A 20,856-nucleotide genomic window follows, 5' to 3' on the forward strand; every position below is an offset into this window, starting at 1 on the left:
CCGGGGCGCCCCAAACACAATGAGAGAGGCGCCAGCGTCACTGATGAGGTGGCTATCGGGCCGCTTCGGCTCTCCGGAAAACGAGTGTGACACTCATGCCGGTGCCGGGGGACGAGGTTACTTCGACGTTAGCGCGGGCGTTCTGTTTCAGGGACTGCACGATCATCGCGCTCAGCTTTCCCGGGTGCGGCCAATTCACATCTTGAGGAAGACCGACCCCATTATCGGCAACGGTGATCCTGCAGCCGGTATCGCTGACGACACAGCGGAGCGTGATCTCTCCGCCGTCACGCCCCACAAAGGCATGTTTCAGCGCATTGGTGAGGAGTTCGTTGATCACCAGCCCGGCGGGCATGGCCACATCGACCGAAACCGGCCAGGTATCGACCTTCATGTCCAGCCGTATGCCTTCCACGGCGTGGGCAGCCATCACCGAGGCGGCAATCTGGCTCACATAGGTGCCAAGATCGACTGTGGCGCCTTTCTCTTCGTCCGACAGCGAGCGGTACAACAGCGCCAAGGCTTCGATCCGCCCGGCAAGCCGTGCAAATCTCTCGCTTTCCTCGCTCTGTTGTGCATTGCGCGCCTCCATCCGGATCAGCGCCGTGATCATCTGAAGATTGTTCTTCACGCGATGCTGAAGTTCGCGCAGAAGCACATCCTTCTCGGTCAGCAGCTCGCCGAAGCTCTGATCCGCCGCCGCCTCATTGCGCGCCGCAAAGGCTACCAATCGGAACAGCGGGGTGTCGTCATCGTCGACGATGGTATTCGACCAGACATCGATAATGGTCGTGCTGTCAGGTTCGGCCACCAGGGAGAACGCGCCAATATACTCTTCCGCAGAAGTCACGGCGGCTGTCAGCGTCGCTCCTCCCGATATGGCGGTGGAATCCAATTCGATCTCGGTCCAGGCTTTTCCCTGGACCTGCGTTGCGCTGAGCGCCGTCAGCCGTTCGAACTCGAGATTGACGTAAATCAGCGCCTCACAGTTATCGAGTTCGGAGACGGCCACAGCAAAGGGGACGTGATCGAGAAAGTGTCGAAACCGATCGTCATCAAGGGCTTCGGCCAGATGGGGCAGGTTGCCGACGCCTTCCGGCGAAAGCGGCTGGTCTTTGCTATCAGTCATCTAACTACTCGCGCACGCGGCTGCTCTTGCACAGCATGGGATGGAGGGTTGCTTTAAAAACTTCGCGGACGCAAGTGCAAACACTGCCGGTCAGCCTATGCAAGCAGTTTCATACTGCGAGGATGATTGACGTGATCCGACCCTTGATTCAGGCCAAACCCGGAAATTGCGCCAGCAGCCACCAAGCATAATTTACGCTCGGTCATTTCAGGGGCTCGATGCACGAGCGAAAACAAAAAGGCCAGGCAAATCGCCTGGCCTTGAATGGATAACGTGCTTCCGGCAGTGCCAGTACATCCGTGGTCAAAGGAAAGCAGATATCGATTTAAGCGTTCTGGAGATTGCAAGCGGACATCTTGCCCGACTTGTTGTCACGCTCGAGATCGAAGCCGATCTTCTGGCCTTCGACGAGTTCGCGCATTCCGGCACGTTCGACGGCGGAGATGTGAACGAAGGCGTCAGCGCCGCCATTGTCAGGCTGAATGAAGCCGAAGCCCTTGGTGGAGTTGAACCATTTAACGGTGCCAGTGGTCATGATGAACCCTTTCATAGCAATATTGAAGAACCGCAGCGCCAGGGCGATGCGGATGATGATAGCGATTTTTGAAAGGAAGTTCGTTCAGGCCGCGGTGCTAATCGCGCGATAACCAAGCCAGCAAGCAAAATTCGATAGCCGCCATCTACCGCAACCAACCCGTATCGTCAACCGTTAGTTTTTCATCGATGAACAAGTCAACCTGTAGATGCTCCTTCGGCCTTTGCACCAAATAGGACTCGGCCGCGTGAAAAGCCGAGAATCCGGATATGCCGGAAGCGAGCTTTGGAACGAGCCAGACTCACGCGTCGCCCCAAATACCGCAGCCGGGCGCCGTTCTATTTCCAGCGGGCGATGCCGACGGTATCGCCGATCGCCTGGCGCAGATCGTCCAGGCCGTCGCCCTTTTCCGATGAGGTGGACAGCACGCCGGGATAGGCGGCCGGGCGCTTGCGGATCTTTTCCGCGGTCTCGGCAAGCAGCTTCGGCACAGCGGGCGCCTTGATCTTGTCGGTCTTGGTCAGCACGATCTGATAGGAGACGGCCGCCTTGTCGAGCAGATCAAGCACGTCATCGTCGTTCTTCTTGATGCCGTGGCGGCTGTCGATCAGCACATAGACGCGCTTCAGCGTCGCGCGGCCGCGCAGATAGTCGAAAACCAGCTTGGTCCACTTGTCGACCATCTCCTTCGGTGCCTGCGCATACCCATAGCCCGGCATATCGACGATCGCCATTGGCGGCAGGTCGCCACCTTCGCCGGAAAAGCCGTCCGGAACGAAATAATTGAGCTCCTGCGTGCGCCCCGGCGTGTTCGACGTGCGCGCCAGACCTTTCTGGCCGACCAGCGCATTGATCAGCGACGACTTGCCGACATTGGAACGGCCGGCAAAGGCCACTTCCAGCGGCCCTTCCGGCGGCAGGAAGTTGAGCGACGGCACGCCGCGGATGAAGATCCATGGGTGGCCGAAGAGCGGCTTTTCGTTTTCGGGCATGCGGGCTCTGCAATCTCCGGCTTCTGTCTCTTACCGGGCTTCGTGGTTTTGAAGGAAGATGTCAAGCTTCGAGGCGGTTTGCAGACCATTGCTTCCTTCCCACGCACGGCCTTGCGGGTCACCGCGTACTCAGGCTCAGAAGATAGGCGCAAAGCATATCGGCCATCGCATCCGAATAGGCGTCGACCTCTTCGGTCTTCCGCGGTCTTTCAGAAAATTCCTTTCCGACGGTCGTCAGGGTCGTCATGATCAAGTCGCCGGCCAGCACGCGGGCAGCCTCGGGGAGGGCGGGAAGCATCTCCTTCAGGAAGTCCTCGATCACCGGGTCGCCCGCCTGTCGTGCCTCCTGGGCCTCCGGCGCATCCCTGTAAAGCGGGGCAGCGTCGCCGAGCGCCACCCGCACCGCGGCTTCTTCGCACTCCGACCGAATGAAGGCCCGAACCAATCTACGCACCCGCCGAAGCGGCGGCTCCGATCGGTCCTTCAGGATCTCATTCAGCAGATCGGTGGTTTCTCGCCACTCGTCGCTCTGCAGCCGGAACAGGATCGCGGCCTTGTTCGGAAAATATTGGTAAAGCGATCCAACGCTGACGCCGGCTTTTTGCGCCACGCGTGCAGTGGTGAAGCGGTGCGCGCCTTGCCGCGCCAAAACCTGAACAGCGGCCTGCAGAATTGCCGAAACGAGCTCGTTCGAGCGCGTCTGTTTAGGCTGTTTTCGTGAGGAAAGTCTGGAGCTTGGGCGGTCGGTCATCTCTAGGCTTCCGGATGCGATTAGCGAATGTGACGAATTAATCGTATTTTCCCGATCGGCACAACAACGCTCTCGATGAAGGATTTGATATGACCACTTTAACGACCGCTCCGCTTGCACCGCTGCTCGACCAGCTTTTCGATGAAGCCGACAAGGCGACCAGCCCCGGCCTGGCGGCACTGTCAGAGGCGGAGCGAGATCGCCTCTTCCACAGCAAGGCGGAATACCGCAATTTCTATGGCCTGGTAAAGGATCTCTGGCTTCCGGTGTCACGCCAGACCGGAGAGTTGCTCTACATGCTGACACGCAGCAGTGGAGCACGCGTGATCGTGGAGTTCGGCACGTCGTTCGGCATTTCGACGCTCTATCTCGCCGCCGCACTGCGCGATAACGGTGGCGGCCGGCTGATTACCACCGAGTTCGAACCTGAAAAGGTCGCCAAAGCACGGCAGCACCTCCAAGCCGCAGGGCTCGCCGATCTTGTCGAGTTTCGCCAAGGCGATGCGCTTGAAACCCTCGGCGACGATCTTCCGGGCAGCATCGATCTGGTCCTGATGGACGGCGCAAAGTCGCTGTATCTGGAGATTTTGCAGATCCTGGAAGGCCGCCTTCGCCAGGGCGCAATCATTATCGCCGACGATGCGGACGCCTGCCCGGAATACCTCGGTCACGTGCGCGCACTTGGCAGCGGTTACATGTCCACACCGTTTTCCGAAGACGTCGAACTTTCCCTGCGTGCCGCCTAGAACAGGATGATTTTAGGCCGGCTCAGCCTAAAATCTGAATCCTGTTCTAAATTAAATAGTAGAGCATGATGCCGTCCGAAAACCGCACACACTTTTCGGCATCATGCTCTGAAGCCAATGTCGGCATAGGATCATTTTTACAGATCCGAAAAGAAAAGCCCCGCCGAAGCGGGGCTTGTCTATCGCACTTTGAGCTGCTGCGATCTGCAGCGGCGTCATTTCGATGGCGCCGGTTTTCGTCGGAACAGACCCTTCAGATTGTCGAAGAGTTCGACCTTGACGCCGTGGCGCTTCATGATCACCGACTGCTGGGCGACCGAGAGCGTGTTGTTCCAGGCCCAGTAGATGACCAGGCCGGCCGGGAAGCTTGCTAGCATGAACATGAACACCAGCGGCATCCAGGTGAAGATCATCGCCTGCGTCGGATCGGGCGGTGTCGGGTTCATGCGCATCTGCAGGAACATGGTGACGCCCATGATCAGCGGCCAGACGCCGAGATGCAGAATGGTCGGCGCCTGGAAGGGCAGCAGGCCGAACAGATTGACGATCGTCGTGGGATCGGGGGCCGAAAGGTCCTTGATCCAGCCGAAGAACGGCGCGTGCCGCATCTCGATGGTGATGTAGATCACCTTGTAGAGCGAGAAGAAGATCGGGATCTGCAGCGCCACCGGCCAGCAGCCGGCGATCGGGTTGATCTTCTCTTCCTTGTAGAGCTGCATGGTCGCCTGCTGCAGCCCCATGCGGTCGTCGGCGAATTTCGCCTTCAGCTCCTCCATCTTCGGTTGCATGCGCTTCATGTTCGCCATCGAAGCATATTGCTTGCTGGCGAGCGGGAAGAACAGCGCCTTGACGACGATGGTGGTGCACAGGATCGCCACGCCGAAATTGCCGAAGAAGCGATAGAAGAAGTCCATCAGCTTGAACATCGGCTTGGTGATGAAATAGAACCAGCCCCAGTCGATCAGCCGGTCGAACTTCGGGATCGAATAGCTGGCCTCGTAGCCGTCGATGACAGGGACTTCCTTGGCGCCGGCGAAGACGAGGTTCTTGAGCTCGATCGATTGGCCCGGCGCAACGGTGAAGGCATCGTCCTTGTAGTCGGCCTGATAGCGTGGCTGGCCATCGGTAAAATGCGAGAAGCGCGCTTCATAGGCAGCACTCTGCGGCGGAATGATCGTCGCGGCCCAATATTTGTCGGTAATGCCAAGCCAACCGCCGGTGGATTTCGCCGGCATGACAGCTTCCTTCTCGGCGGCGGCATATTTGGTTTCAACGAGGCCGTCCTCGCCGATGACGCCGATGAAGCCTTCATGCAGGACGTAGACGGAGGGCGTCGTCGGCTTGTTGTAACGTGTGACGCGGCCGTAGGAGGAGAGCGAGGCGGGCGCCTGGCCGGCATTTGCGATCTTGTCGGCGACGGTGAACATATAGCGTTCGTCGACGGAAATCGTCCGCGTAAAGGTCAGGCCCTTGTCATTGGTATAGGAAAGCGTCACCGGCGTCTTCTCGGTGAGCTTGGCGCCCTCGGGCGCCGTCCAGAGCGTCGAGGCACCGGGAACGTCGCCGGTGGCGTCGCTGCCGATATAGCCGAGCTCGGTGAAGTAGCCGTCCTTGGTTTCGGCCGGGCTGAACAGGGTGATGGTCGGGCTCGAGTCGTCGACGGTCTCGTGATAGGCCTTGAGCTTCAGGTCGTCGAGCCGGGCGCCGGCAAGGTTGATCGAGCCGGAAAGCGCAGGAGTATCGATGACAACGCGCGGGGTCTTTGCGAGCGCCTGCTCAAGCGTCGCCGTGGCGACGGCCTGACCGGAAGGCGCTGTACCATTCGTCGGGGCCGGCGTCGCACCGTCGGCTGCAGGCTGCTGCACCTGTTCGGTCTTCTGCTGCGCCTTCTGGGCTTCCTGCGCCTTGCGCTGGGCCTCGATGCGCGGGTTCATATAGAGAAACTGCCAGCCGAGGACGATCAGCACCGAGAGAGCGATCGCAATGAAGTAATTGCGGTTTTTTTCCATCATACGTTCCTGGGGCGTCCGTCTCCGGAGCGCCGGGGTTTCGGCCTGGTTTCCACGCGAAATTTCAGTTCCGCGGCCAATTCTTTGAAGGACGCTTTAAGCACGTCCCTGCGCGCGACAACCACATAGTCGTGTCCGGGCTGCATTGCAAACCCCGCATGAAGCCGCACCGCCTCTTTCAGGCGGCGGCGCATACGGTTCCGTTCGACCGCGTTGCCATGTTTTTTGGTGACTGTGAAACCGACACGGGCTTGGCTATCGGGTTCCTTCCGGTCGAGGACTTCGAGAAGGAAGAAGCCGCCACGGCGTTTCTCGCCCTCGCGCGCGGCAAGAAACTGCGGGCGGCTCTTCAGCCGCCCGACAGCGTGTTTTTCTTCCTTGGTCGTCAATTCGCCCGCCATCTTTTCTCGGGCAATCCGGCCTTAAGCCGAAAGACGCTTGCGGCCCTGCGCGCGGCGGGCAACGATGACCTTGCGGCCACCCTTGGTGGACATGCGCGCACGGAAGCCGTGGCGACGCTTGCGAACAAGCTTGGATGGTTGGTAGGTACGCTTCATTTATTTAAACACCGCGGAGTGCGGCCCTTCTTGAATTTGCATAGTGCAAGGAGCGTTGTTTTTCGAACGGGCGAGCCATGAAAGGCTGAGTGACCGGACGTGCGGCGGCTTATACGGATGAAGCCTATGAAAGTCAATTATACCGGATAATTTCACTTTGAGCCGCCGGCTTGACAAGTATTTTCGCACTCTGGTGTTAAGAAATTCGATCTGCCCCAACTGGTTGTGGTTTTGCCGCAGCCGGATATCATAGCCCCGGCTCTCAGGGGTTTCCGCGTCCCAACCAAGGTCAACATGGATAATTTTCCGTCGCCATAATCGTAAACATTGGAAATCTAACTTTAATAACTTTCGCCGATATTCGGATCATCGGCTGGAATTTGCTTTCCAGGCAGTGGCGTAGCTAGGAGACAGTGCATGAAGATCCGCGGCAAAATTAATCTGCTGGTATGCGTGATGGGCGCGGTGGCGCTTTTGATCGGCGCAACGGCACTGTCGGCCATGCACGAATACAATCGCAACCTGACCGCTTATGAGGAGGCCGCCGCCCGCGCCTATGCCGGCGAACGGCTCAACCGTTTCGTGACCGCCGTGGTCATGGAAGCGCGCGGCATCTATGCAGCCAAGACGATCAAGGACACGCCGAACTTCGCCAAGGGCATTATGGCCGATCTCGAGGAGATCGATAAGGTCATCGCGGGGTGGGCGCCGCTCGTTCCCGTGGCCGAGAAGGATGATTTCGCCAAGCTCGTCGCCCGCGCCGCGGAATTCCGCACCTTCCGCATGGAGACCGCCCGTCTCGGCACCGAAGTCGGCCCCGAGGCGGCCAGCGCCCAGGGCAACAATGATGCCAACCGCGCCAACCGCAAGGCGTTCCAGGCCGAAATCGACGCGGTCGTCGCCACCGACAAGGCAGCGCTCGAAACCGTCAACAGCGAGATCGAAAGCTTCCGCACCTGGGTGCTGATGCTCGTCCTCAGCATCACCGGCATCGGCATCGCCGTCGGCATCGGCATGGGCTTCTATATCGGCACCAGCCATCTGAGCCGCCCGATCAAGCGCGTCACCCGGGCGATCAACGAGGTCGCCAGCGGCAATTTCGAAGCCGAGGTTCCCTTTGCCGGGCGCCAGGACGAAATCGGCGAGATGGCCGCAGCCGTTGCGGTGTTCAAGGCCAACGGCCTTGCCATCAAGCGCCTGAACGCCCAGGAGGCGGCGATGCGCGCCAAGAGCGACGACCTGCAGTCGAGCATGTCCGTCGTCGTGGCTGCGGCTGCGGCCGGCGACTTCGGCCACCGCATCAGCAAGGACTACGAGGACGAGAACCTCAACCGCTTCGCCGGCAATATCAACACGCTGCTGTCGAGCGTCGATGCCGGCATCGGCGAGACCCGCCGCGTCATCGCAAGCCTTGCCGATGGCGACCTCACCCAGACGATGAACGGCAACTTCCAGGGCGCCTTCGCCGAGCTGCAGCAGAACGTCAACAACACCTTCGTCACTCTGCAGGCGACGATGCGCGAAGTGCGCCAGACGACGGAAGCGATGAACGGCAACACCGCCGAGCTGCGCAATGCCAGCGACGACCTGTCGAAGCGCACCGAGCAGCAGGCCGCCGCCCTCGAACAGACCTCGGCGGCACTCGATCAGATCACCGCCGTCGTTCAGAATTCCACCGAGCGGGCGCATGAAGCCACCATCATGGTGTCGGAAGCCAAGGACAAGTCAGGCGCTTCCGGCGTCGTCGTCGGCAATGCCGTCGAGGCCATGGGCCGCATCGAGCAGGCATCGCGCGAAATCAGCCAGATCATCAACGTCATCGATGAGATCGCCTTCCAGACCAACCTGCTGGCGCTGAATGCCGGCGTCGAAGCGGCACGCGCCGGCGAGGCCGGCAAGGGCTTTGCGGTTGTGGCACAGGAAGTGCGCGAGCTCGCCCAGCGTTCGGCAAAGGCTGCCAAGGACATCAAGGCGCTGATCACCAAGTCTGGCAACGAGGTGCAGGTCGGCGTCAAGCTCGTCCAGGCGACCGGCGAGGCGCTGGCCGAAATCGGCACCCGCGTCATCGCCATCAACGATCATATCCATTCGATCGCCACGGCTGCGACCGAACAGTCGACCGGCCTCAAGGAAGTCAATACCGCCGTCAACCAGATGGACCAGGTCACCCAGCAGAATGCTGCGATGGTCGAAGAGACCTCCGCCGCAACCCACAGGCTTTCGGCCGAAGCCGGTGGGCTGGTGCGGCTGATTTCCCGCTTCAAGCTGTCGGATGATGTGTCCGCACCTGTGACGCTTGTCCGCAACGAGCCGCAAAGGCCGGTCGCCTCGCCCGCCCGCCGGGCGATCGCCAAGGTCGCCCGCGCCTTCGGCGGCAATGCGGCCGCCGCAGAACAGAGCTGGGAAGAGTTCTGATCCTTATCGATCGTCAGCACCTTGAAACGCCGCCTCCCTCCGGGCGGCGTTTCTTTGTGACGACGTGACGCTGTTCGCAAAGATTTGAAAGCGGAGCCGTTTGGTCTAATATAGAGCGAGAGGGCGGCTGAAGTGCCGCCGTTCGTGCGAGACCAGAATGCCGGTACAAGATCAGGGCGACAATCCTTCAGCGGAAATCCCCGCGGCCGGCGAGGCCGCAAGGGCGCCGTGCCCGTCTGCCGGCATGTTCGGCGGCATGTTCGGCGGATTGTCGGGCAAGCTGCTCTGGCTCACCGTCTTCTTTATCATGCTCGCCGAAATCCTGATCTTCTTCCCCTCGGTCGCCAGCATGCGCATCCGCTGGCTGGAGGACAGGCTGAACACGGCCGCTGCCGCCGCCATCGTCATCGATGGGCTGCAGCCGGTCGAGCTGCCGCGCGCGTTGCAGAAGGAGACGCTGGAGGCGACCGGCACCAAGGCGATCGTGCTGCGCAAGGATGGCACCTCGCGGCTGCTGGCGACGACCGACATGCCGACCTCGGTCGACGAGGCCTATGATCTCACCGACGTGCCGCCGGCAACGGCAATCCGCGATGCGCTCGACACCTTGATCTTCGGCGGCGGCAGGATGATCCGCGTCTACGGCCCCGTCGGCGACACCAATACCGGCGTCGAGGTGGTGATGAAGGACAGGCAGCTGCGCACGGCAATGTTTGCCTATTCCCGCAACGTTCTCCTGCTGTCGGTGCTGATCGCGCTGTTCACCGCGACGCTGATCTTCTTTGCGATCAACCGCATCCTGATCGGCCCGATCCGCCGGCTGACCGGCAGCATGCAGCAATTCTCCTCCGATCCCGAGAACCCCGCCCATATCTATATCGGCGATGGCGGCCGCGACGAACTGGCGGTCGCCGGCCGCAACCTCACCTCGATGCAGATGGAGCTGCAGAAGACGCTGAAGCAGCAGAAGAACCTTGCCGCTCTCGGCCTCGCCGTCTCCAAGATCAATCACGACATGCGCAATATCCTGGCCTCGGCGCAGCTGATGTCGGATCGGCTGGTCGATGTCGATGATCCGATGGTCAAGAGCTTCGCCCCGAAGCTGCTGCGTACCATCGCCCGCGCAGTCGGCTATACCACCGAGGTGCTGTCTTACGGCAAGGCGAGCGAATCCGCCCCGCGCCGCCGCCATGTCCTGCTTTTGGAACTGACCCAGGACGTCAAGGACATGCTGGCGATCGATCCGCAAAGCGGCATCGAATTCACCGAGCAGATCGGCGCCGATCTTAAGGTCGATGCCGATGGCGAGCAGCTGTTCCGCGTCATCCACAATCTCTGCCGCAACGCGCTGCAGGCGCTGACCGCACCGGGCGAGGGTGCCCCGGGCGCGGTCAGGCGCATCACCGTCGCCGCCCAGCGGGTCGGCAGCGTCGTCAGCATCACGGTTGACGATACCGGCCCTGGCATGCCTCTGAAGGCGCGCCAGAACCTCTTTGCCGCCTTCCGCGGCTCCGCCCGTTCCGGCGGCACCGGCCTCGGCCTGACGATCGCCCGCGAGCTGGTGCTCGCCCATGGCGGCACGATCGCGCTTGTGGAAAAACCGACGGTCGGTACCCAGTTCCGCATCGAGATCCCCGATCGCCCGGTTTCGCTGGAGGATTACCGCAGCCGGACGCACATCGAAAAGTGACCGGATTTCGTAAGTCGTGGCCACAAACTGTTAAACGCGCGATTTTTTCCGAAATGCTCTTGCATTGTCCCGAAGGACGCTTTAGAGGATCGCCCACGCAAGCGGCACCGCCGCAATTGCACGCACCCGTAGCTCAGCTGGATAGAGCACCAGACTACGAATCTGGGGGTCGGGCGTTCGAATCGCTCCGGGTGCGCCATTTTCCTTTTTATCAGCTTTAATTCCGCTCGGCTCCGGAAGGGTAACGTCATCTGACGTGTTCCTCTGATACTGTGCGTAACCGACCAGCATTTTTCCCATAGTCCCAACGGAGGACGTGGGCCCGATGGCAGTTGTCTGCGGAGGAAGTTTACCGTGGCAATTTCAGAATTATTGACGGTCTCCAATCGACATCAATTCCCCTTGCCGGACTTTCAGAACGGGGATGAAATCAGGTTTCCCGGCGCTTTGGTGTCGGCATTGCTTGATCGGTTTACAAAACCAGGAGACGCCGTTCTCGATCCTTTTGTGGGACTGGGAACGACTTTCTTTGCCTGCGAGGAGAGGGGCAGGATTCCTTATGGGATAGAAGCCGACCGGCAGAGATGTGAATGGGTCAAGGAACGCATCACGACAAAGCATCATCTGCTCTGCGGTGATAGCGCAGAGCTGGCAGCCTTCGATTTTCCCGAGATGGATTTTTGCATCACATCGCCGCCATACATGCCCCATTGGCATAAATGGAACCCGCTTTACAACGGCGATCCGGATTATGATGGCTATGACGTTTATCTGAAAAGAATGCAGGAAATATACGGCCGGATCTGCAAACGCATGAAGACAAACGCTTACCTCGTCGTTCAGGCCGACAATCTGACCAACGAACAATTCTCCCCCCTTGTCTGGGATCTAGGACGAGCTTTGTCGGAGGTTATGACGCTTGAAGGGGAAATTATGGTGAATTGGTCTGATACAGTGGAAAGCGGCAACCGGTTCACACAGTGCCTCGTGTTCAAGAATGCAAGCGGATGAAATCAAGTTTGCCGCGACGGCCGCTCCAGTCTGTGCCTCAAGGCAGCGAAGCGAAAAACTATTGCTCGTCCGGATGGTCTCTCAAATAGTCTTCCCTTTCTTTCTTCCCGAACAAGGATGAGTAATAGCCGCTGCAAACCAGATATGAGCACTCGTCCGGGTTGCCCGTTTGCCATCCCGGCTGGCAGAGGACGACGCGACGGAATTTGGCGTTGCAAAGTCCGTGGTTTGCCAAGAGCCGCGGGTCGTTTCCGAAATACGCGCTTATGGCGTCCTTGTGAGTCCATGCAGGAACGGCTTTCCAATCTGCGGCGCCGCCCTCATCGCTCACATTGGCGATCGCACAGAACGACCAATTCGAAATCACGACCGGCTGATCGCAGGGAAAGGCCTGGACGGCGCTTCCCAGCAGGATCGAAACCAATACCAACAGCCGCTGGCCATAGACCATCGCGCCCTTCTCCGTTATGCCGACCTTTCGCATCCTGGCCTCCACCGCGTGCAATTACCTGTCATCATCTGACGGGATCAGGCAATCTCAAAACCGCCCTAAGATTTTTTTCCTAGTTCACGAAATGTTCTTACGCTAGATTGCTCGCCGTTGCAACCATGGAATGTTGAAGAATCTTGTGGCGATTGGCGATGCGGGCGCTTGGGCCGGTCTTTTCCCTCCGCACGCGTGAAAAACCAGTTCTTCTGCCCTTTCCCGGAAGGACGTGCTGGCAGCCAAGGTGAGGGCTGATCAACCGGCGGGACAAGAGCCGTACCAGTTGCCGGAAACCGCCGGCGCGTGCCCCTTGGTGGAGGCATCAAGCCCAACAGAGGCCAAATGCCCTGGCCCTACTCCTTGATGGGGATTCCGGCTTCGATCGCAGCTTCGATAAAGGCCTGCCGCGCCTCTTCCCGGTTTCGTTTGCCCGACATGACATCAGCGCAAACCGCGCACGCCCGATCCAGGGCCGGCCCATCCTCGGTCGGCCAGTCTTCAACCAGCGCCCATGTAGCGGCCTGGGTCGTCTGGATGACCACCCACTGATCCGGGCCTTCAAGGGCGAGTGTCACCGGCTTCTTCCAAATGGTTTGCATTGTCTCAGGACCTCCGCTGCGTGCTCTCTGCCGCCTCCTCACATAAGGCGGTTTAACCCGCGTGGCGAGGCGAGGGTGTGAGCGAGATGCTTTTTTTTCAAGCGCAAGCAGCGAGTCTGAAAGATCGCGACGCCCTTTCGGTGGCGCTTCTCAAAATTCTTGGGCGAATTCACACGCCAGCAATGTTTTACCCGGCAAGGCCTCCCCCTGGCGGGCGACGATCGAGATCTTTCCAGGCCCGGCAAGTCCCGCTTCGGGCTGCTGATCGGCCGGAAGCTCGCGCGAATAGCCCTTGGTAGATGTTCCGAGCAGGTCCGAACTCTCCGGCTTCAACCCGTATTTTGCGGCCAGATCGTCAGCGCGTTCTCCCTCGACCAGAATCCCGACCGCGTTGCTGGAAAAGAAAACCTCGGTCGATTTGAAGCCGTCGCGGCCGATCTGGTTCGGAATCTTGTAGATCGCCGCACCGAGCGACGAGGTGTTTGGCTTGGCCAGAGCTTCCGCGGCGTCATAGATCTCCATGGTGGATGTCATCGAATAGGGTGGTTTGCACAGCGCCGCGTCAAAGAACTTGTTATTGGCCGGAGCGGCCATGACGCCTTCGGCTTGAAATGCCGCAATAGCGACGCCTAACGAGAAGGCGGCGTAGTGAATGAATTTGGCGTTGTGCATGTCATATTCCCGAAAGTAACTGCAGCTGGTCGCATTCGTGTGCGAATTTCCAGATGCTTAGGGGATTCGGAACGGTATTGCCACCTTGAGTTTAGTTTTCGGCCTTTTCGAAAGTGCCACCAGATGTTTAATTGCACGTCGCTGTCCGGCTCGGATGGAGCGGCTTCGCCTGTCGAGACAGAGCATTACAGTCCTTTACGACGGCAGGAGAGCCATGATCGCAGCCTATATCGATGAAATCATCATGTTTTGCGCCGGCCTGTGGATGACCCTCGTGGGCCTTGGTTATCTGCCGTTGCCTGGCTACTCGGCGAAACCGCCTCTGGTTCGTCACTTCAAGTGGATGGGTCCCCTGCTGCTCGTCATTGCCATCGTTCTGGCCGCTGCCTCGTAGGTTCGCCATTTTGGATATCGGAGAGGCTTGCAAGCTCAGGCTGGAGTGAACCAATGAACAATATGATGGCCTGCCCATCGTGCGGATTGGACAAAACAGAATCGATCGTGCACCTCGGTTCGTACATTCTTCGATGCGCCGCCTGCGGCGAAGCAATCGTCGCGACATCATCCATGGGCATATTCGAGTCGGATCACGCGTTTTCAGCCTTTGCCGATCCGGGTCCCGGAAAACACCCTGCTCCAGAGATGCTCATCGCTCGTGGACCGCTTCGGCAGATCTCAACGACAACCAGCGGCGCGGCGCGTAACGGAACGCTGATACGCCTGATCCCTGAACCCAAGGATTGAAATCCGACTTGGCGTCGGTTTACCGGTTTAACCGACCGACAGCCTCGCCGCGCACCAATGCCATACCGCATCGACCGCCTTTCGCGGTGATGACGAACGTTTGCGGATAAGAAAATAGTCGGGTTCGATGGTCGTCGTCGCATCCGTCACCTGCACCAGCCGCCCGGCCTCGAGATCCGCCGCCACGAACGCCCGGCACGCCAAGGCGACGCCCTGGCCGGCGAGCGCCGCATCGAGCGCCAGCGTCGTGTGGTTGAACACGGCACCCGGCAGTTTCTCGCGCGATCGCAGGACGAGCGGCCAGGGACTGACTGCATCATGCAGAAGCGGCAGCTTGCGAAGCTCATCGGCCGTCAGCGGAAGGGGCAGGTCCTTGACCAGATGGGGGCTGGCGACGGCGACGAGGGTCTGACGAAACAGCGGCCTTGCTTCCAGCGAGGCCGGAAAAGGCGGGCGGGTCAGCCGCACCGCAATGTCCACCTGATCGCGGTCGAAATCCGACAGCGCCTCGGTGGCGACCGTTCGCAGTTCCACGTCGGGAAGGGCCGCCTTGAACTCGGCGAGGCGCGGGATCAGCAGCTTGGCGGCGACAGTTGGGGTTACGCTGATCGTCACCGCGTCCGGCCGAGCGAGAAGACGCCCGGTCGCCTCACTGAGCGTATCGAAAGCGCGGGTCACATCCGCAAGATAGGCCGCGCCCTGCGGGGTCAGAGCCAGGCCGCGCGGCAGGCGCTGAAACAACATCAGGCCGAGTTGATCTTCCAGCGCGCGCACCTGCTGCGCGACCGCACCCTGCGACACTCCCAGTTCTTCGGCGGCGGCGCGAAAATTCAACCTGCGGCCCGAGACTTCGAAGGCGCGGAGAGCATTCAGCGGCGGCAGCTTGCGGCGGGGTTGCATCATTGATTTTTCCGGGGGGCTTTCCAGTAGATTTTCTACAGTCTGACACGTTTCTTTCTGAGGCGAAAGTCTGCGCTGTCTCTGGCATACTGCTTGGCAATTCAACGATTGGAGGCTCCGATGTCTAAAGAAAAAGTCGCTCTCATTACCGCAGGCGGTTCCGGCATGGGTGCCGCCGCTGCAAGGAAGCTGGCCGCGGATGGCTATCGCATTGCGGTGCTCTCCTCGTCGGGCACGGGCGAAGCGCTTGCCCGGGAATTGGGCGGCGTCGGCGTCACCGGCTCGAACCTGGTGAACGACGATGTCAAGCGGCTCGTCGATCTGGCGATGGAGAAATGGGGGCGGATCGACGCGCTGGTCAATTCCGCCGGCCATGGGCCGCGCGCGCCGATCCTCGAAATTACCGATGAGGACTGGCACAAGGGCATGGAGGTCTATTTCCTCAGCGCCGTGCGGCCGATCCGGCTGGTCACGCCGATCATGGAGGCCCAGGGCGGCGGCGCCATCGTCAACATCTCGACGGCATGGGCTTTCGAGCCGTCGCCGATGTTCCCCACCTCGGCGTTCGCCAGGGCTGGGCTGGCGAGCTTCACCAAAATCTTTGCCGATACCTATGCGGCGAAGAGCATCCGCATGAACAATGTCCTGCCCGGCTGGATCGACAGCCTGCCCGCCACCGACGAGCGGCGCGACAGCGTGCCGATGGGTCGCTATGGCACGGCCGAGGAAATCGCCGCGACGGTTGCCTTCCTGCTGTCTGAGGGCGCCGGCTACATCACCGGCCAGAACATCCGCGTCGATGGCGGCATTACCCGTTCCGTCTGAGCCGGCCATGCAGACAGATCATGAAGCCGTGCCACTGAACCTCGCCGATATAGATGCTTCGGCATGGCGAGAGCTGGAAACGGCGGCAGCAAGCCCGCAGTCGGGTTTCCGGTTCTTGAGCCTCTGCTCCGTCGATGCGGGGCAGAGGCCACAGGCGCGCATGGTGGTCTTGCGGCGCGCCGACGGATCATTGCGGGTTCTGGAATTTCACACCGATACGCGCAGCCCCAAATGGCGGGAGCTTTCGGCAAATCCTCATGCCACGGTCCTCGGCTTCTGCGCGCAGACGCGGCTGCAGTTTCGGCTTCAGGGGATAGTCGAACTGCACGCCTCCGGCAGCGACCGGGCCAAAGCAGCCTGGGACAAGCTCTCCACCTGGACGCGGACGACCTATGCCGGCGGTCCGCCCGGGGACGAGCGTGCCTTTGACGCCATCGACGCGGCAGCTCCATCCAAGCTTGCGGATGAGGCGGAGGGAAAGCCGCATTTCGGCCTGTTGATCTTTCGCGCCCGGACGCTGGACTGGTTCCAGTTGCGCCAGCAGGACAATCGAAGGGCGATGTTGACCTATGACGAGACGAGCGCTCTTGCGGCCTGTCGATGGGTCAATCCATGACAGGCGCCGGTGGCGCCCTCACGGGCGCAACCGGACGATAATCGAAGCCCCTGGAATCCTCAACTGCTCTGCCATCGCCTCTAAATCTTTCCCATCGGTTCCCGCCAGCACAATGCGGCCATCCATGATCGGCTCCCTCATCCACGGTTCCATGACGATCTTGTCATTGATCAGCAACTGCGTTTGCCGTCCCAATGCCGCCTGCGTGAAATCGCGGAATTTGGCGGCGTTTTCCGGGGTGAGCAGGATATTCAGACCCTGATCGTAGGATACTGGGGACCGGGCGAGCTCCGCGCTCTTCACCCTGACTGGCCTCTGACATTGAAGGGTAGGCGGTGGCCTTCCGGCTGAGATCAGCCCCCATCCGGTACTCTTTTCCATGAGGCGCCATCGCAAATGCGATAAGAGCATTTGTCCTTGTCGCCCTCATCCCATCCCGGCCAGCAGATAACGACGCGGTGGAACTTGGCGTTACAAAGCCCGTGATTGGCCAGTGCACGCGGATCATTCAAGAAATACGGGCTTATGGCTTTGCTGCGAGTCCATTCAGGCACGGCCTTCCAATCTGCGTCGCCACCCTCTTCGCTCAATGAAGCGATCTGACAGGACTTCCAGTTGGACAGCACGATGCGTTGATCGCAAGGAAAGGCATGGATGGCGCTGACAAGAAATATCGAAAGCGATGCCAGCAACCGCTTCCCGTAAATGCCGATCATTCGCCTCGTCTCCTGTCGCCTGTGATGCATCACTGTCAACATTCTAGCAGGAAGACCTCGGTTATATAAGATCAAAACTAAGAATATTTTCCTAGTTCATGGATCGTTCTTGCGCTAGGTTGCCCGCAATTGCAACCATGGAATGCCGGATGTTGAGCAAATTTTTCCCTGTCGGCGAAGTGATCGCCTGGACGAGCCGCGGCCGTCGCCCCCTTTATGAACAGAGTTCCCGGCCTCGCAGAACATACGTCTTGCCAAAGGATAGGCCGGCAATGAGGGCAAGGGGCTGATGGTGGAATTCAACCCGCGCGACAAGAGCCGAACCAGCGCCGGAAAGACGCGGGCGATGGTGCGCAAGCATACCGCTCCGCCCGGCAGGTGTGATGACGGCAGCCTTCGCTGGCATTGGCTGACGATCCAGTTGCTGGAATCGCCGGCTTTCACGACATTGAGCGCCAATGCCTGCCGAGCCTTCTTCCGCATCGTCATCGAGCACACCTCGCACGCCGCCTTGGAAAACGGCAAGCTTGTCGTGATCCATCCCCAATTCGTGTCCTACGGCGTCACCGGCGAATATGTGGCCGATGCGCTGGATGAGCTGGAATATAAGGGGCTGATCAAAGTTCGCCGCGGCCGGGCAGGCAGCGGGGTCGCGCATCCCAACCGGTTCACGCTGACATTTGTCGGCGACCATGAAGGTGCGCCACCCACCGATGAGTGGAAGCGGTGCACGGCTGAAAACTGCCGGAAATGGTCCGAGACCGACCGCAAGCTTGCCGCCGACAAACGCGGGCATGTCGGCAGGAAGAAAAAAATCCCACTTCGGGATCCCGAAATACTGCCGCTTCGGAATCCCGAAATCCGCCGCGCTTCGTGAACTGTGACCCTCAGGAAACATTGAATGGTTTCAATGCCGCAGCCAATTTCGGGATTCCGAAGTGCTATATAGAGTTTGGTGGGAGTTGTCTTTGTTTTGATGCACGTCGTTATCCCGAAGGCACTTTGCCACGATCAGAAACTCCGTCTCCCGCCCGCCGATCCTTCCGGCAGAAACTGTGCGAAGCAGCAGGCCGAAGGCTTCGTAGAGCCAATAAAGCGGGGGAATCCGGTCCTTGAGCGCATGCACCTGCGTCGACACATACTCGCCGACGAAGACGATATCCATGCCGAGTTCCTTCAGTGTCCCGGCAATCTCCGAATGCGATGCTTCTGCGGCGTGCTCGACGCGAAAGGGGGCATAGCCGGGCTCGCCGGCGTTTTTCTGCCGCAGGACGTAGCGATAGAACAAGACGTGGCTCCACCAGGGCGTCAGGTCGGTGAAGATCCCTTTGGCTGAACTCAGGATCGGACCTTTCACGAACACCAGGCCACCGGGAGACAGGGTATCATGGGCTCTCAATAAGGCAGAGCGCGGGCTTTCCAGATGCTCGAGAACATCCCAGAAGACACAGGCGTCGAAGTGACGATCTCCGTAGTCGATGGTTTGCGCATCGCCGAGGATCCGTTCAGAAGCGTCCCGGTTCTTCTCGAGCTGCTCCTTCGAGATGTCCAGGACCGTATATCGGGCCCCCTCCAAGCGGATATGGGTTCGAGAGCCGCCCCCAACCTCAAGGATATCTGCGTTGATCTTGCTGGAAAATGCTGATCGCGCGTGCGACAGCGCGTCGTTCACCCACGGCGAAGCCATAATCTTTCTCCCCCGGAGAGATTAGTGTCTACACCCATAAGTAAGCATTAATATAATATTTAAGCAATATTTAAACTTCTGCGCCGCTGCACACTTCTGGCCGACATGCTCTAGTTTCGCGCAACCTTGCTGACGTAAGCGCAGATCTGATGATCTCAGAGGCGGTTCGGCCGGAGGAATGCATGACGATGGGAATTTTTCGGGCTCTGGCTGCCCTGGGGATGATGACGGCGCTTGCCGGCTGCATCGACCATGCCAATGATCCGGTCCTCCTGGCGGTCGGCGTGCCGGTCAATCCGTCTGCTGTTGCGCACGGCATTTGCATGACCGATGGCAACGCCATGTATGACGAGGCGAGGCGACAATATCAGCTGCGCGCCCAGCTGACCGGCTATGCCCAAGCCGATGATCTGGAGGCGGAAACGATTGCCCGTGCCGCGGCCCACCGGCAATATGTCGCCTGCCTCTCTGGCCAGGGCTATCGGACATTATACGCGAATTGAGAATAGAGAATTCACCTTTCCGCCCCAGCGCCGTTTGAGCCCTTCCGCCGATCGCGACTTTTCACGTTTTTTGGCGTTTCAGTCACGCCGGATCGCCTGCAATCACGAGTTTAGGAAGTTGCATGCGAGCCCGGAACTCCGCGGGTGGGCAAGGCATTGTCGGCAGGTAAATCCACTAAGGAGGGTTTATCAGGAAGATGCTCAGACTTGCCCCTTCCACCGTCGCGCTCGGCGCCCTTCTCGCCCTCGCGTCGATTGCCCCAGCGCAGGCAGCCCCCGTTCAGGCGGTTCGGCCGCCCGATGTCCAAGCCGTAAAAATGGTGCAATATAAACCAGATGCCGGGTCCTGGCATGGCTATCAAGGCTCTCGCAGCGAGCGGCCCGGCACCCGCCGCCATTCCGACGGCTACTGGTATCCGCTTGCCGCCTTCGGCGTAGAGGCCGGTACCACGGGCTCGATCGTCCGCCAGCCGGCGAACCGACCTGCAGCCCCGGAAATGTGCAACCCTACGTTCTCAGGATCGATCGGTCCCGGCAGTATGCCCTGCGATAACGGCTATTGAGCCGGCAAATGAAAGAGGCGGCGATGAGCCGCCTTTTTCTCGATCATGGGGCCGCTCACATATCCGTGACCTCGGCTCTGGCGCCGTAGATTGTGACAGATCGCCTTCCTAACTCCGGGGCGTAAATTCGCTGAATCCTCCCAAGGAGACGACTATGACAACGACCTTCAAGACCGGCCTGATGGCCGCTGCCCTCGGTGCGATCCTCGGCCTCTCGGCCTTTTCAGCCGCGGCAGCTCCCCTCCAGTCGAGCGCGACAGAACAGGGTGCAACCCGACGTCCGGTTGCCCAGCAGGAAACCAAGGTTGAACATGACAGGCGCACGACCGGTTCGATCGGCGAGCGCGCGGAAAGCATGGGCTCGACACATTATATGATGAGCCCGAAAAAGCCCCTCAACATGGATTGTAAGCTCGGCTTCAACCCGACGAGCAGCTCTGGCTGCAACTATTGACGAAGCGCTCGGCCCTTCGCCAACGCGATGTGGGCCGATTTTGTTGACCAGCCTGGAGGCGGCCTTGGGCCGCCTTTTGCATTGAGGATAGCGGTCAGCCGGATTCGGCCCGTCGTTGCTCGGGTCCCCTATTAAATCTTGCGTTAACTGCAAAAATGCAATAAATACAAAATTACGCCTGCTCCCGACCGAAAATTCGCTGGGATCGCCTGTTCAGGCGGGTGATTGATGCCTTTGCCTTGGAATTGCCATGCT

At 59.8% G+C, this 20,856-nt stretch carries 24 protein-coding genes, 1 tRNA gene and 2 pseudogenes; 13 read left to right on the plus strand and 14 right to left on the minus strand.

Translation table 11 applies throughout. The features are described from left to right. Positions 1-52 precede the first annotated feature (52 nt). The 4 genes from J3O30_RS02235 to J3O30_RS02250 form a co-directional block, all read right to left on the minus strand. Positions 53-1,129: a sensor histidine kinase gene (locus J3O30_RS02235; protein WP_207582685.1), complete on the minus strand. Its 1,077-nt coding sequence runs from the start codon at positions 1,127-1,129 to the stop codon at positions 53-55. Between the two features lie 325 nt (positions 1,130-1,454). Beyond that, positions 1,455-1,664 carry a cold-shock protein gene (locus tag J3O30_RS02240; protein ID WP_003588915.1) on the minus strand — a complete coding sequence of 70 codons (210 nt, stop codon included), beginning with the start codon at positions 1,662-1,664 and terminating at the stop codon, positions 1,455-1,457. Between the two features lie 338 nt (positions 1,665-2,002). Beyond that, positions 2,003-2,656 carry a ribosome biogenesis GTP-binding protein YihA/YsxC gene (gene yihA, locus J3O30_RS02245; protein ID WP_207582686.1) on the minus strand — a complete coding sequence of 218 codons (654 nt, stop codon included), beginning with the start codon at positions 2,654-2,656 and terminating at the stop codon, positions 2,003-2,005. A gap of 118 nt (positions 2,657-2,774) precedes the next feature. Further along, the gene (locus tag J3O30_RS02250) at positions 2,775-3,407 is read right to left on the minus strand and encodes a TetR family transcriptional regulator (protein WP_207582687.1); all 633 of its coding nucleotides are present in this window, start codon (positions 3,405-3,407) and stop codon (positions 2,775-2,777) included. Positions 3,408-3,496: 89 nt separating this feature from the next. Here J3O30_RS02250 and J3O30_RS02255 point away from each other — a divergent pair, with 89 nt between their 5' ends. After that, positions 3,497-4,153 (plus strand): class I SAM-dependent methyltransferase, encoded by a 657-nt coding sequence (locus J3O30_RS02255; RefSeq protein ID WP_207582688.1) that lies wholly within the window; start codon positions 3,497-3,499, stop codon positions 4,151-4,153. Between the two features lie 215 nt (positions 4,154-4,368). On the opposite strand, the gene yidC is transcribed toward J3O30_RS02255, so the two are convergent. The 3 genes from yidC to rpmH are packed head-to-tail and all read right to left on the minus strand — an operon-like array spanning position 4,369 to position 6,719. Continuing rightward, positions 4,369-6,162, minus strand: coding sequence for a membrane protein insertase YidC (gene yidC / locus J3O30_RS02260; RefSeq protein WP_207582689.1), 1,794 nt, complete (start codon positions 6,160-6,162; stop codon positions 4,369-4,371). Next, positions 6,162-6,563 (minus strand): ribonuclease P protein component, encoded by a 402-nt coding sequence (gene rnpA, locus J3O30_RS02265; protein WP_207582690.1) that lies wholly within the window; start codon positions 6,561-6,563, stop codon positions 6,162-6,164. The genes yidC and rnpA overlap by 1 nt, the downstream gene beginning before the upstream one ends. A gap of 21 nt (positions 6,564-6,584) precedes the next feature. Further along, complete coding sequence (gene rpmH / locus J3O30_RS02270; RefSeq protein ID WP_207582691.1) at positions 6,585-6,719, minus strand: 50S ribosomal protein L34; 135 nt, start codon at positions 6,717-6,719, stop codon at positions 6,585-6,587. A 417-nt stretch (positions 6,720-7,136) separates the two neighbouring features. Here rpmH and J3O30_RS02275 point away from each other — a divergent pair, with 417 nt between their 5' ends. The 4 genes from J3O30_RS02275 to J3O30_RS02290 all read left to right on the plus strand — a co-directional run bounded on the left by J3O30_RS02275 (position 7,137) and on the right by J3O30_RS02290 (position 11,835). Then, positions 7,137-9,134, plus strand: coding sequence for a methyl-accepting chemotaxis protein (locus J3O30_RS02275; protein WP_207582692.1), 1,998 nt, complete (start codon positions 7,137-7,139; stop codon positions 9,132-9,134). A gap of 157 nt (positions 9,135-9,291) precedes the next feature. Continuing rightward, entirely contained in the window at positions 9,292-10,824 is a 1,533-nt protein-coding gene (locus J3O30_RS02280) for a HAMP domain-containing sensor histidine kinase (RefSeq protein ID WP_207582693.1), read from the plus strand. A 122-nt stretch (positions 10,825-10,946) separates the two neighbouring features. Then, positions 10,947-11,023, plus strand: a tRNA-Arg gene (locus tag J3O30_RS02285). A gap of 155 nt (positions 11,024-11,178) precedes the next feature. Beyond that, a complete protein-coding gene (locus tag J3O30_RS02290; protein ID WP_207582694.1) occupies positions 11,179-11,835 on the plus strand; it encodes a DNA methyltransferase in 657 nt (218 codons plus the stop codon). A gap of 58 nt (positions 11,836-11,893) precedes the next feature. On the opposite strand, the gene J3O30_RS02295 is transcribed toward J3O30_RS02290, so the two are convergent. The 3 genes from J3O30_RS02295 to J3O30_RS02305 form a co-directional block, all read right to left on the minus strand. Further along, a complete protein-coding gene (locus J3O30_RS02295; RefSeq protein WP_207582695.1) occupies positions 11,894-12,319 on the minus strand; it encodes a hypothetical protein in 426 nt (141 codons plus the stop codon). 356 nt (positions 12,320-12,675) lie between these two features. Continuing rightward, positions 12,676-12,921 carry a DUF982 domain-containing protein gene (locus J3O30_RS02300; protein WP_207582696.1) on the minus strand — a complete coding sequence of 82 codons (246 nt, stop codon included), beginning with the start codon at positions 12,919-12,921 and terminating at the stop codon, positions 12,676-12,678. A gap of 150 nt (positions 12,922-13,071) precedes the next feature. Continuing rightward, positions 13,072-13,593, minus strand: a complete 522-nt coding sequence (locus J3O30_RS02305; RefSeq protein WP_207582697.1) for a hypothetical protein — start codon at positions 13,591-13,593, stop codon at positions 13,072-13,074. A 214-nt stretch (positions 13,594-13,807) separates the two neighbouring features. Between J3O30_RS02305 and J3O30_RS02310 the strand changes: the two genes are divergently transcribed. Both J3O30_RS02310 and J3O30_RS02315 read left to right on the plus strand, forming a co-directional pair. Beyond that, positions 13,808-13,987, plus strand: coding sequence for a hypothetical protein (locus tag J3O30_RS02310; RefSeq protein ID WP_207582698.1), 180 nt, complete (start codon positions 13,808-13,810; stop codon positions 13,985-13,987). A gap of 53 nt (positions 13,988-14,040) precedes the next feature. Next, complete coding sequence (locus J3O30_RS02315; RefSeq protein ID WP_207582699.1) at positions 14,041-14,337, plus strand: hypothetical protein; 297 nt, start codon at positions 14,041-14,043, stop codon at positions 14,335-14,337. Between the two features lie 27 nt (positions 14,338-14,364). Here the strand turns inward: J3O30_RS02315 and J3O30_RS02320 are convergent, their stop codons facing one another. Then, positions 14,365-15,240: a LysR substrate-binding domain-containing protein gene (locus tag J3O30_RS02320; protein ID WP_207582700.1), complete on the minus strand. Its 876-nt coding sequence runs from the start codon at positions 15,238-15,240 to the stop codon at positions 14,365-14,367. Positions 15,241-15,357: 117 nt separating this feature from the next. Between J3O30_RS02320 and J3O30_RS02325 the strand changes: the two genes are divergently transcribed. After that, positions 15,358-16,062, plus strand: coding sequence for an SDR family oxidoreductase (locus J3O30_RS02325; protein WP_207582701.1), 705 nt, complete (start codon positions 15,358-15,360; stop codon positions 16,060-16,062). A 7-nt stretch (positions 16,063-16,069) separates the two neighbouring features. Continuing rightward, positions 16,070-16,678 (plus strand): pyridoxamine 5'-phosphate oxidase family protein, encoded by a 609-nt coding sequence (locus J3O30_RS02330; protein WP_246762708.1) that lies wholly within the window; start codon positions 16,070-16,072, stop codon positions 16,676-16,678. A gap of 18 nt (positions 16,679-16,696) precedes the next feature. On the opposite strand, the pseudogene J3O30_RS02335 reads toward J3O30_RS02330, so the two are convergent. Both J3O30_RS02335 and J3O30_RS02340 read right to left on the minus strand, forming a co-directional pair. Beyond that, a pseudogene (locus tag J3O30_RS02335) lies at positions 16,697-16,981 on the minus strand (hypothetical protein); the annotation flags it as partial. Positions 16,982-17,031: 50 nt separating this feature from the next. Beyond that, positions 17,032-17,424: a hypothetical protein gene (locus J3O30_RS02340; protein ID WP_246762752.1), complete on the minus strand. Its 393-nt coding sequence runs from the start codon at positions 17,422-17,424 to the stop codon at positions 17,032-17,034. Positions 17,425-17,683: 259 nt separating this feature from the next. Here J3O30_RS02340 and J3O30_RS02345 point away from each other — a divergent pair, with 259 nt between their 5' ends. After that, complete coding sequence (locus tag J3O30_RS02345; protein WP_207582703.1) at positions 17,684-18,271, plus strand: hypothetical protein; 588 nt, start codon at positions 17,684-17,686, stop codon at positions 18,269-18,271. 114 nt (positions 18,272-18,385) lie between these two features. Here J3O30_RS02345 and J3O30_RS02350 read toward each other — a convergent pair. Then, a pseudogene (locus J3O30_RS02350) lies at positions 18,386-19,081 on the minus strand (class I SAM-dependent methyltransferase); the annotation flags it as partial. A gap of 182 nt (positions 19,082-19,263) precedes the next feature. Here J3O30_RS02350 and J3O30_RS02355 point away from each other — a divergent pair. From J3O30_RS02355 to J3O30_RS02365, 3 genes are all read left to right on the plus strand, one after another. Beyond that, entirely contained in the window at positions 19,264-19,584 is a 321-nt protein-coding gene (locus tag J3O30_RS02355) for a hypothetical protein (RefSeq protein WP_207582704.1), read from the plus strand. 197 nt (positions 19,585-19,781) lie between these two features. Further along, on the plus strand, positions 19,782-20,147 hold the full coding sequence (locus tag J3O30_RS02360) for a cell surface protein (protein ID WP_207582705.1): 366 nt from the start codon (positions 19,782-19,784) through the stop codon (positions 20,145-20,147). 154 nt (positions 20,148-20,301) lie between these two features. Then, positions 20,302-20,601 (plus strand): hypothetical protein, encoded by a 300-nt coding sequence (locus J3O30_RS02365; RefSeq protein ID WP_207582706.1) that lies wholly within the window; start codon positions 20,302-20,304, stop codon positions 20,599-20,601. Positions 20,602-20,856: the final 255 nt, after the last annotated feature.

Origin of the sequence: Rhizobium sp. NZLR1 (assembly GCF_017357385.1) — a bacterium.
Taxonomy (GTDB): Bacteria; Pseudomonadota; Alphaproteobacteria; order Rhizobiales; family Rhizobiaceae; genus Rhizobium.

Bases quoted from the DNA above. Each gene is read 5' to 3' on its own strand.
- rnpA (WP_207582690.1), bottom strand. From the start codon at position 6,563: ATGGCGGGCGAATTGACGACCAAGGAAGAAAAACACGCTGTCGGGCGG.
- yidC (WP_207582689.1), bottom strand. From the start codon at position 6,162: ATGGAAAAAAACCGCAATTACTTCATTGCGATCGCTCTCTCGGTGCTG.
- J3O30_RS02235 (WP_207582685.1), bottom strand. From the start codon at position 1,129: ATGACTGATAGCAAAGACCAGCCGCTTTCGCCGGAAGGCGTCGGCAAC.
- J3O30_RS02365 (WP_207582706.1), top strand. From the start codon at position 20,302: ATGACAACGACCTTCAAGACCGGCCTGATGGCCGCTGCCCTCGGTGCG.
- J3O30_RS02310 (WP_207582698.1), top strand. From the start codon at position 13,808: ATGATCGCAGCCTATATCGATGAAATCATCATGTTTTGCGCCGGCCTG.
- J3O30_RS02320 (WP_207582700.1), bottom strand. From the start codon at position 15,240: ATGATGCAACCCCGCCGCAAGCTGCCGCCGCTGAATGCTCTCCGCGCC.
- yihA (WP_207582686.1), bottom strand. From the start codon at position 2,656: ATGCCCGAAAACGAAAAGCCGCTCTTCGGCCACCCATGGATCTTCATC.
- J3O30_RS02300 (WP_207582696.1), bottom strand. From the start codon at position 12,921: ATGCAAACCATTTGGAAGAAGCCGGTGACACTCGCCCTTGAAGGCCCG.
- J3O30_RS02325 (WP_207582701.1), top strand. From the start codon at position 15,358: ATGTCTAAAGAAAAAGTCGCTCTCATTACCGCAGGCGGTTCCGGCATG.
- rpmH (WP_207582691.1), bottom strand. From the start codon at position 6,719: ATGAAGCGTACCTACCAACCATCCAAGCTTGTTCGCAAGCGTCGCCAC.
- J3O30_RS02305 (WP_207582697.1), bottom strand. From the start codon at position 13,593: ATGCACAACGCCAAATTCATTCACTACGCCGCCTTCTCGTTAGGCGTC.
- J3O30_RS02340 (WP_246762752.1), bottom strand. From the start codon at position 17,424: ATGCATCACAGGCGACAGGAGACGAGGCGAATGATCGGCATTTACGGG.
- J3O30_RS02240 (WP_003588915.1), bottom strand. From the start codon at position 1,664: ATGACCACTGGCACCGTTAAATGGTTCAACTCCACCAAGGGCTTCGGC.
- J3O30_RS02360 (WP_207582705.1), top strand. From the start codon at position 19,782: ATGCTCAGACTTGCCCCTTCCACCGTCGCGCTCGGCGCCCTTCTCGCC.
- J3O30_RS02250 (WP_207582687.1), bottom strand. From the start codon at position 3,407: ATGACCGACCGCCCAAGCTCCAGACTTTCCTCACGAAAACAGCCTAAA.
- J3O30_RS02345 (WP_207582703.1), top strand. From the start codon at position 17,684: ATGGTGGAATTCAACCCGCGCGACAAGAGCCGAACCAGCGCCGGAAAG.
- J3O30_RS02330 (WP_246762708.1), top strand. From the start codon at position 16,070: ATGCAGACAGATCATGAAGCCGTGCCACTGAACCTCGCCGATATAGAT.
- J3O30_RS02295 (WP_207582695.1), bottom strand. From the start codon at position 12,319: ATGCGAAAGGTCGGCATAACGGAGAAGGGCGCGATGGTCTATGGCCAG.
- J3O30_RS02255 (WP_207582688.1), top strand. From the start codon at position 3,497: ATGACCACTTTAACGACCGCTCCGCTTGCACCGCTGCTCGACCAGCTT.
- J3O30_RS02280 (WP_207582693.1), top strand. From the start codon at position 9,292: ATGCCGGTACAAGATCAGGGCGACAATCCTTCAGCGGAAATCCCCGCG.
- J3O30_RS02275 (WP_207582692.1), top strand. From the start codon at position 7,137: ATGAAGATCCGCGGCAAAATTAATCTGCTGGTATGCGTGATGGGCGCG.
- J3O30_RS02315 (WP_207582699.1), top strand. From the start codon at position 14,041: ATGAACAATATGATGGCCTGCCCATCGTGCGGATTGGACAAAACAGAA.
- J3O30_RS02355 (WP_207582704.1), top strand. From the start codon at position 19,264: ATGACGATGGGAATTTTTCGGGCTCTGGCTGCCCTGGGGATGATGACG.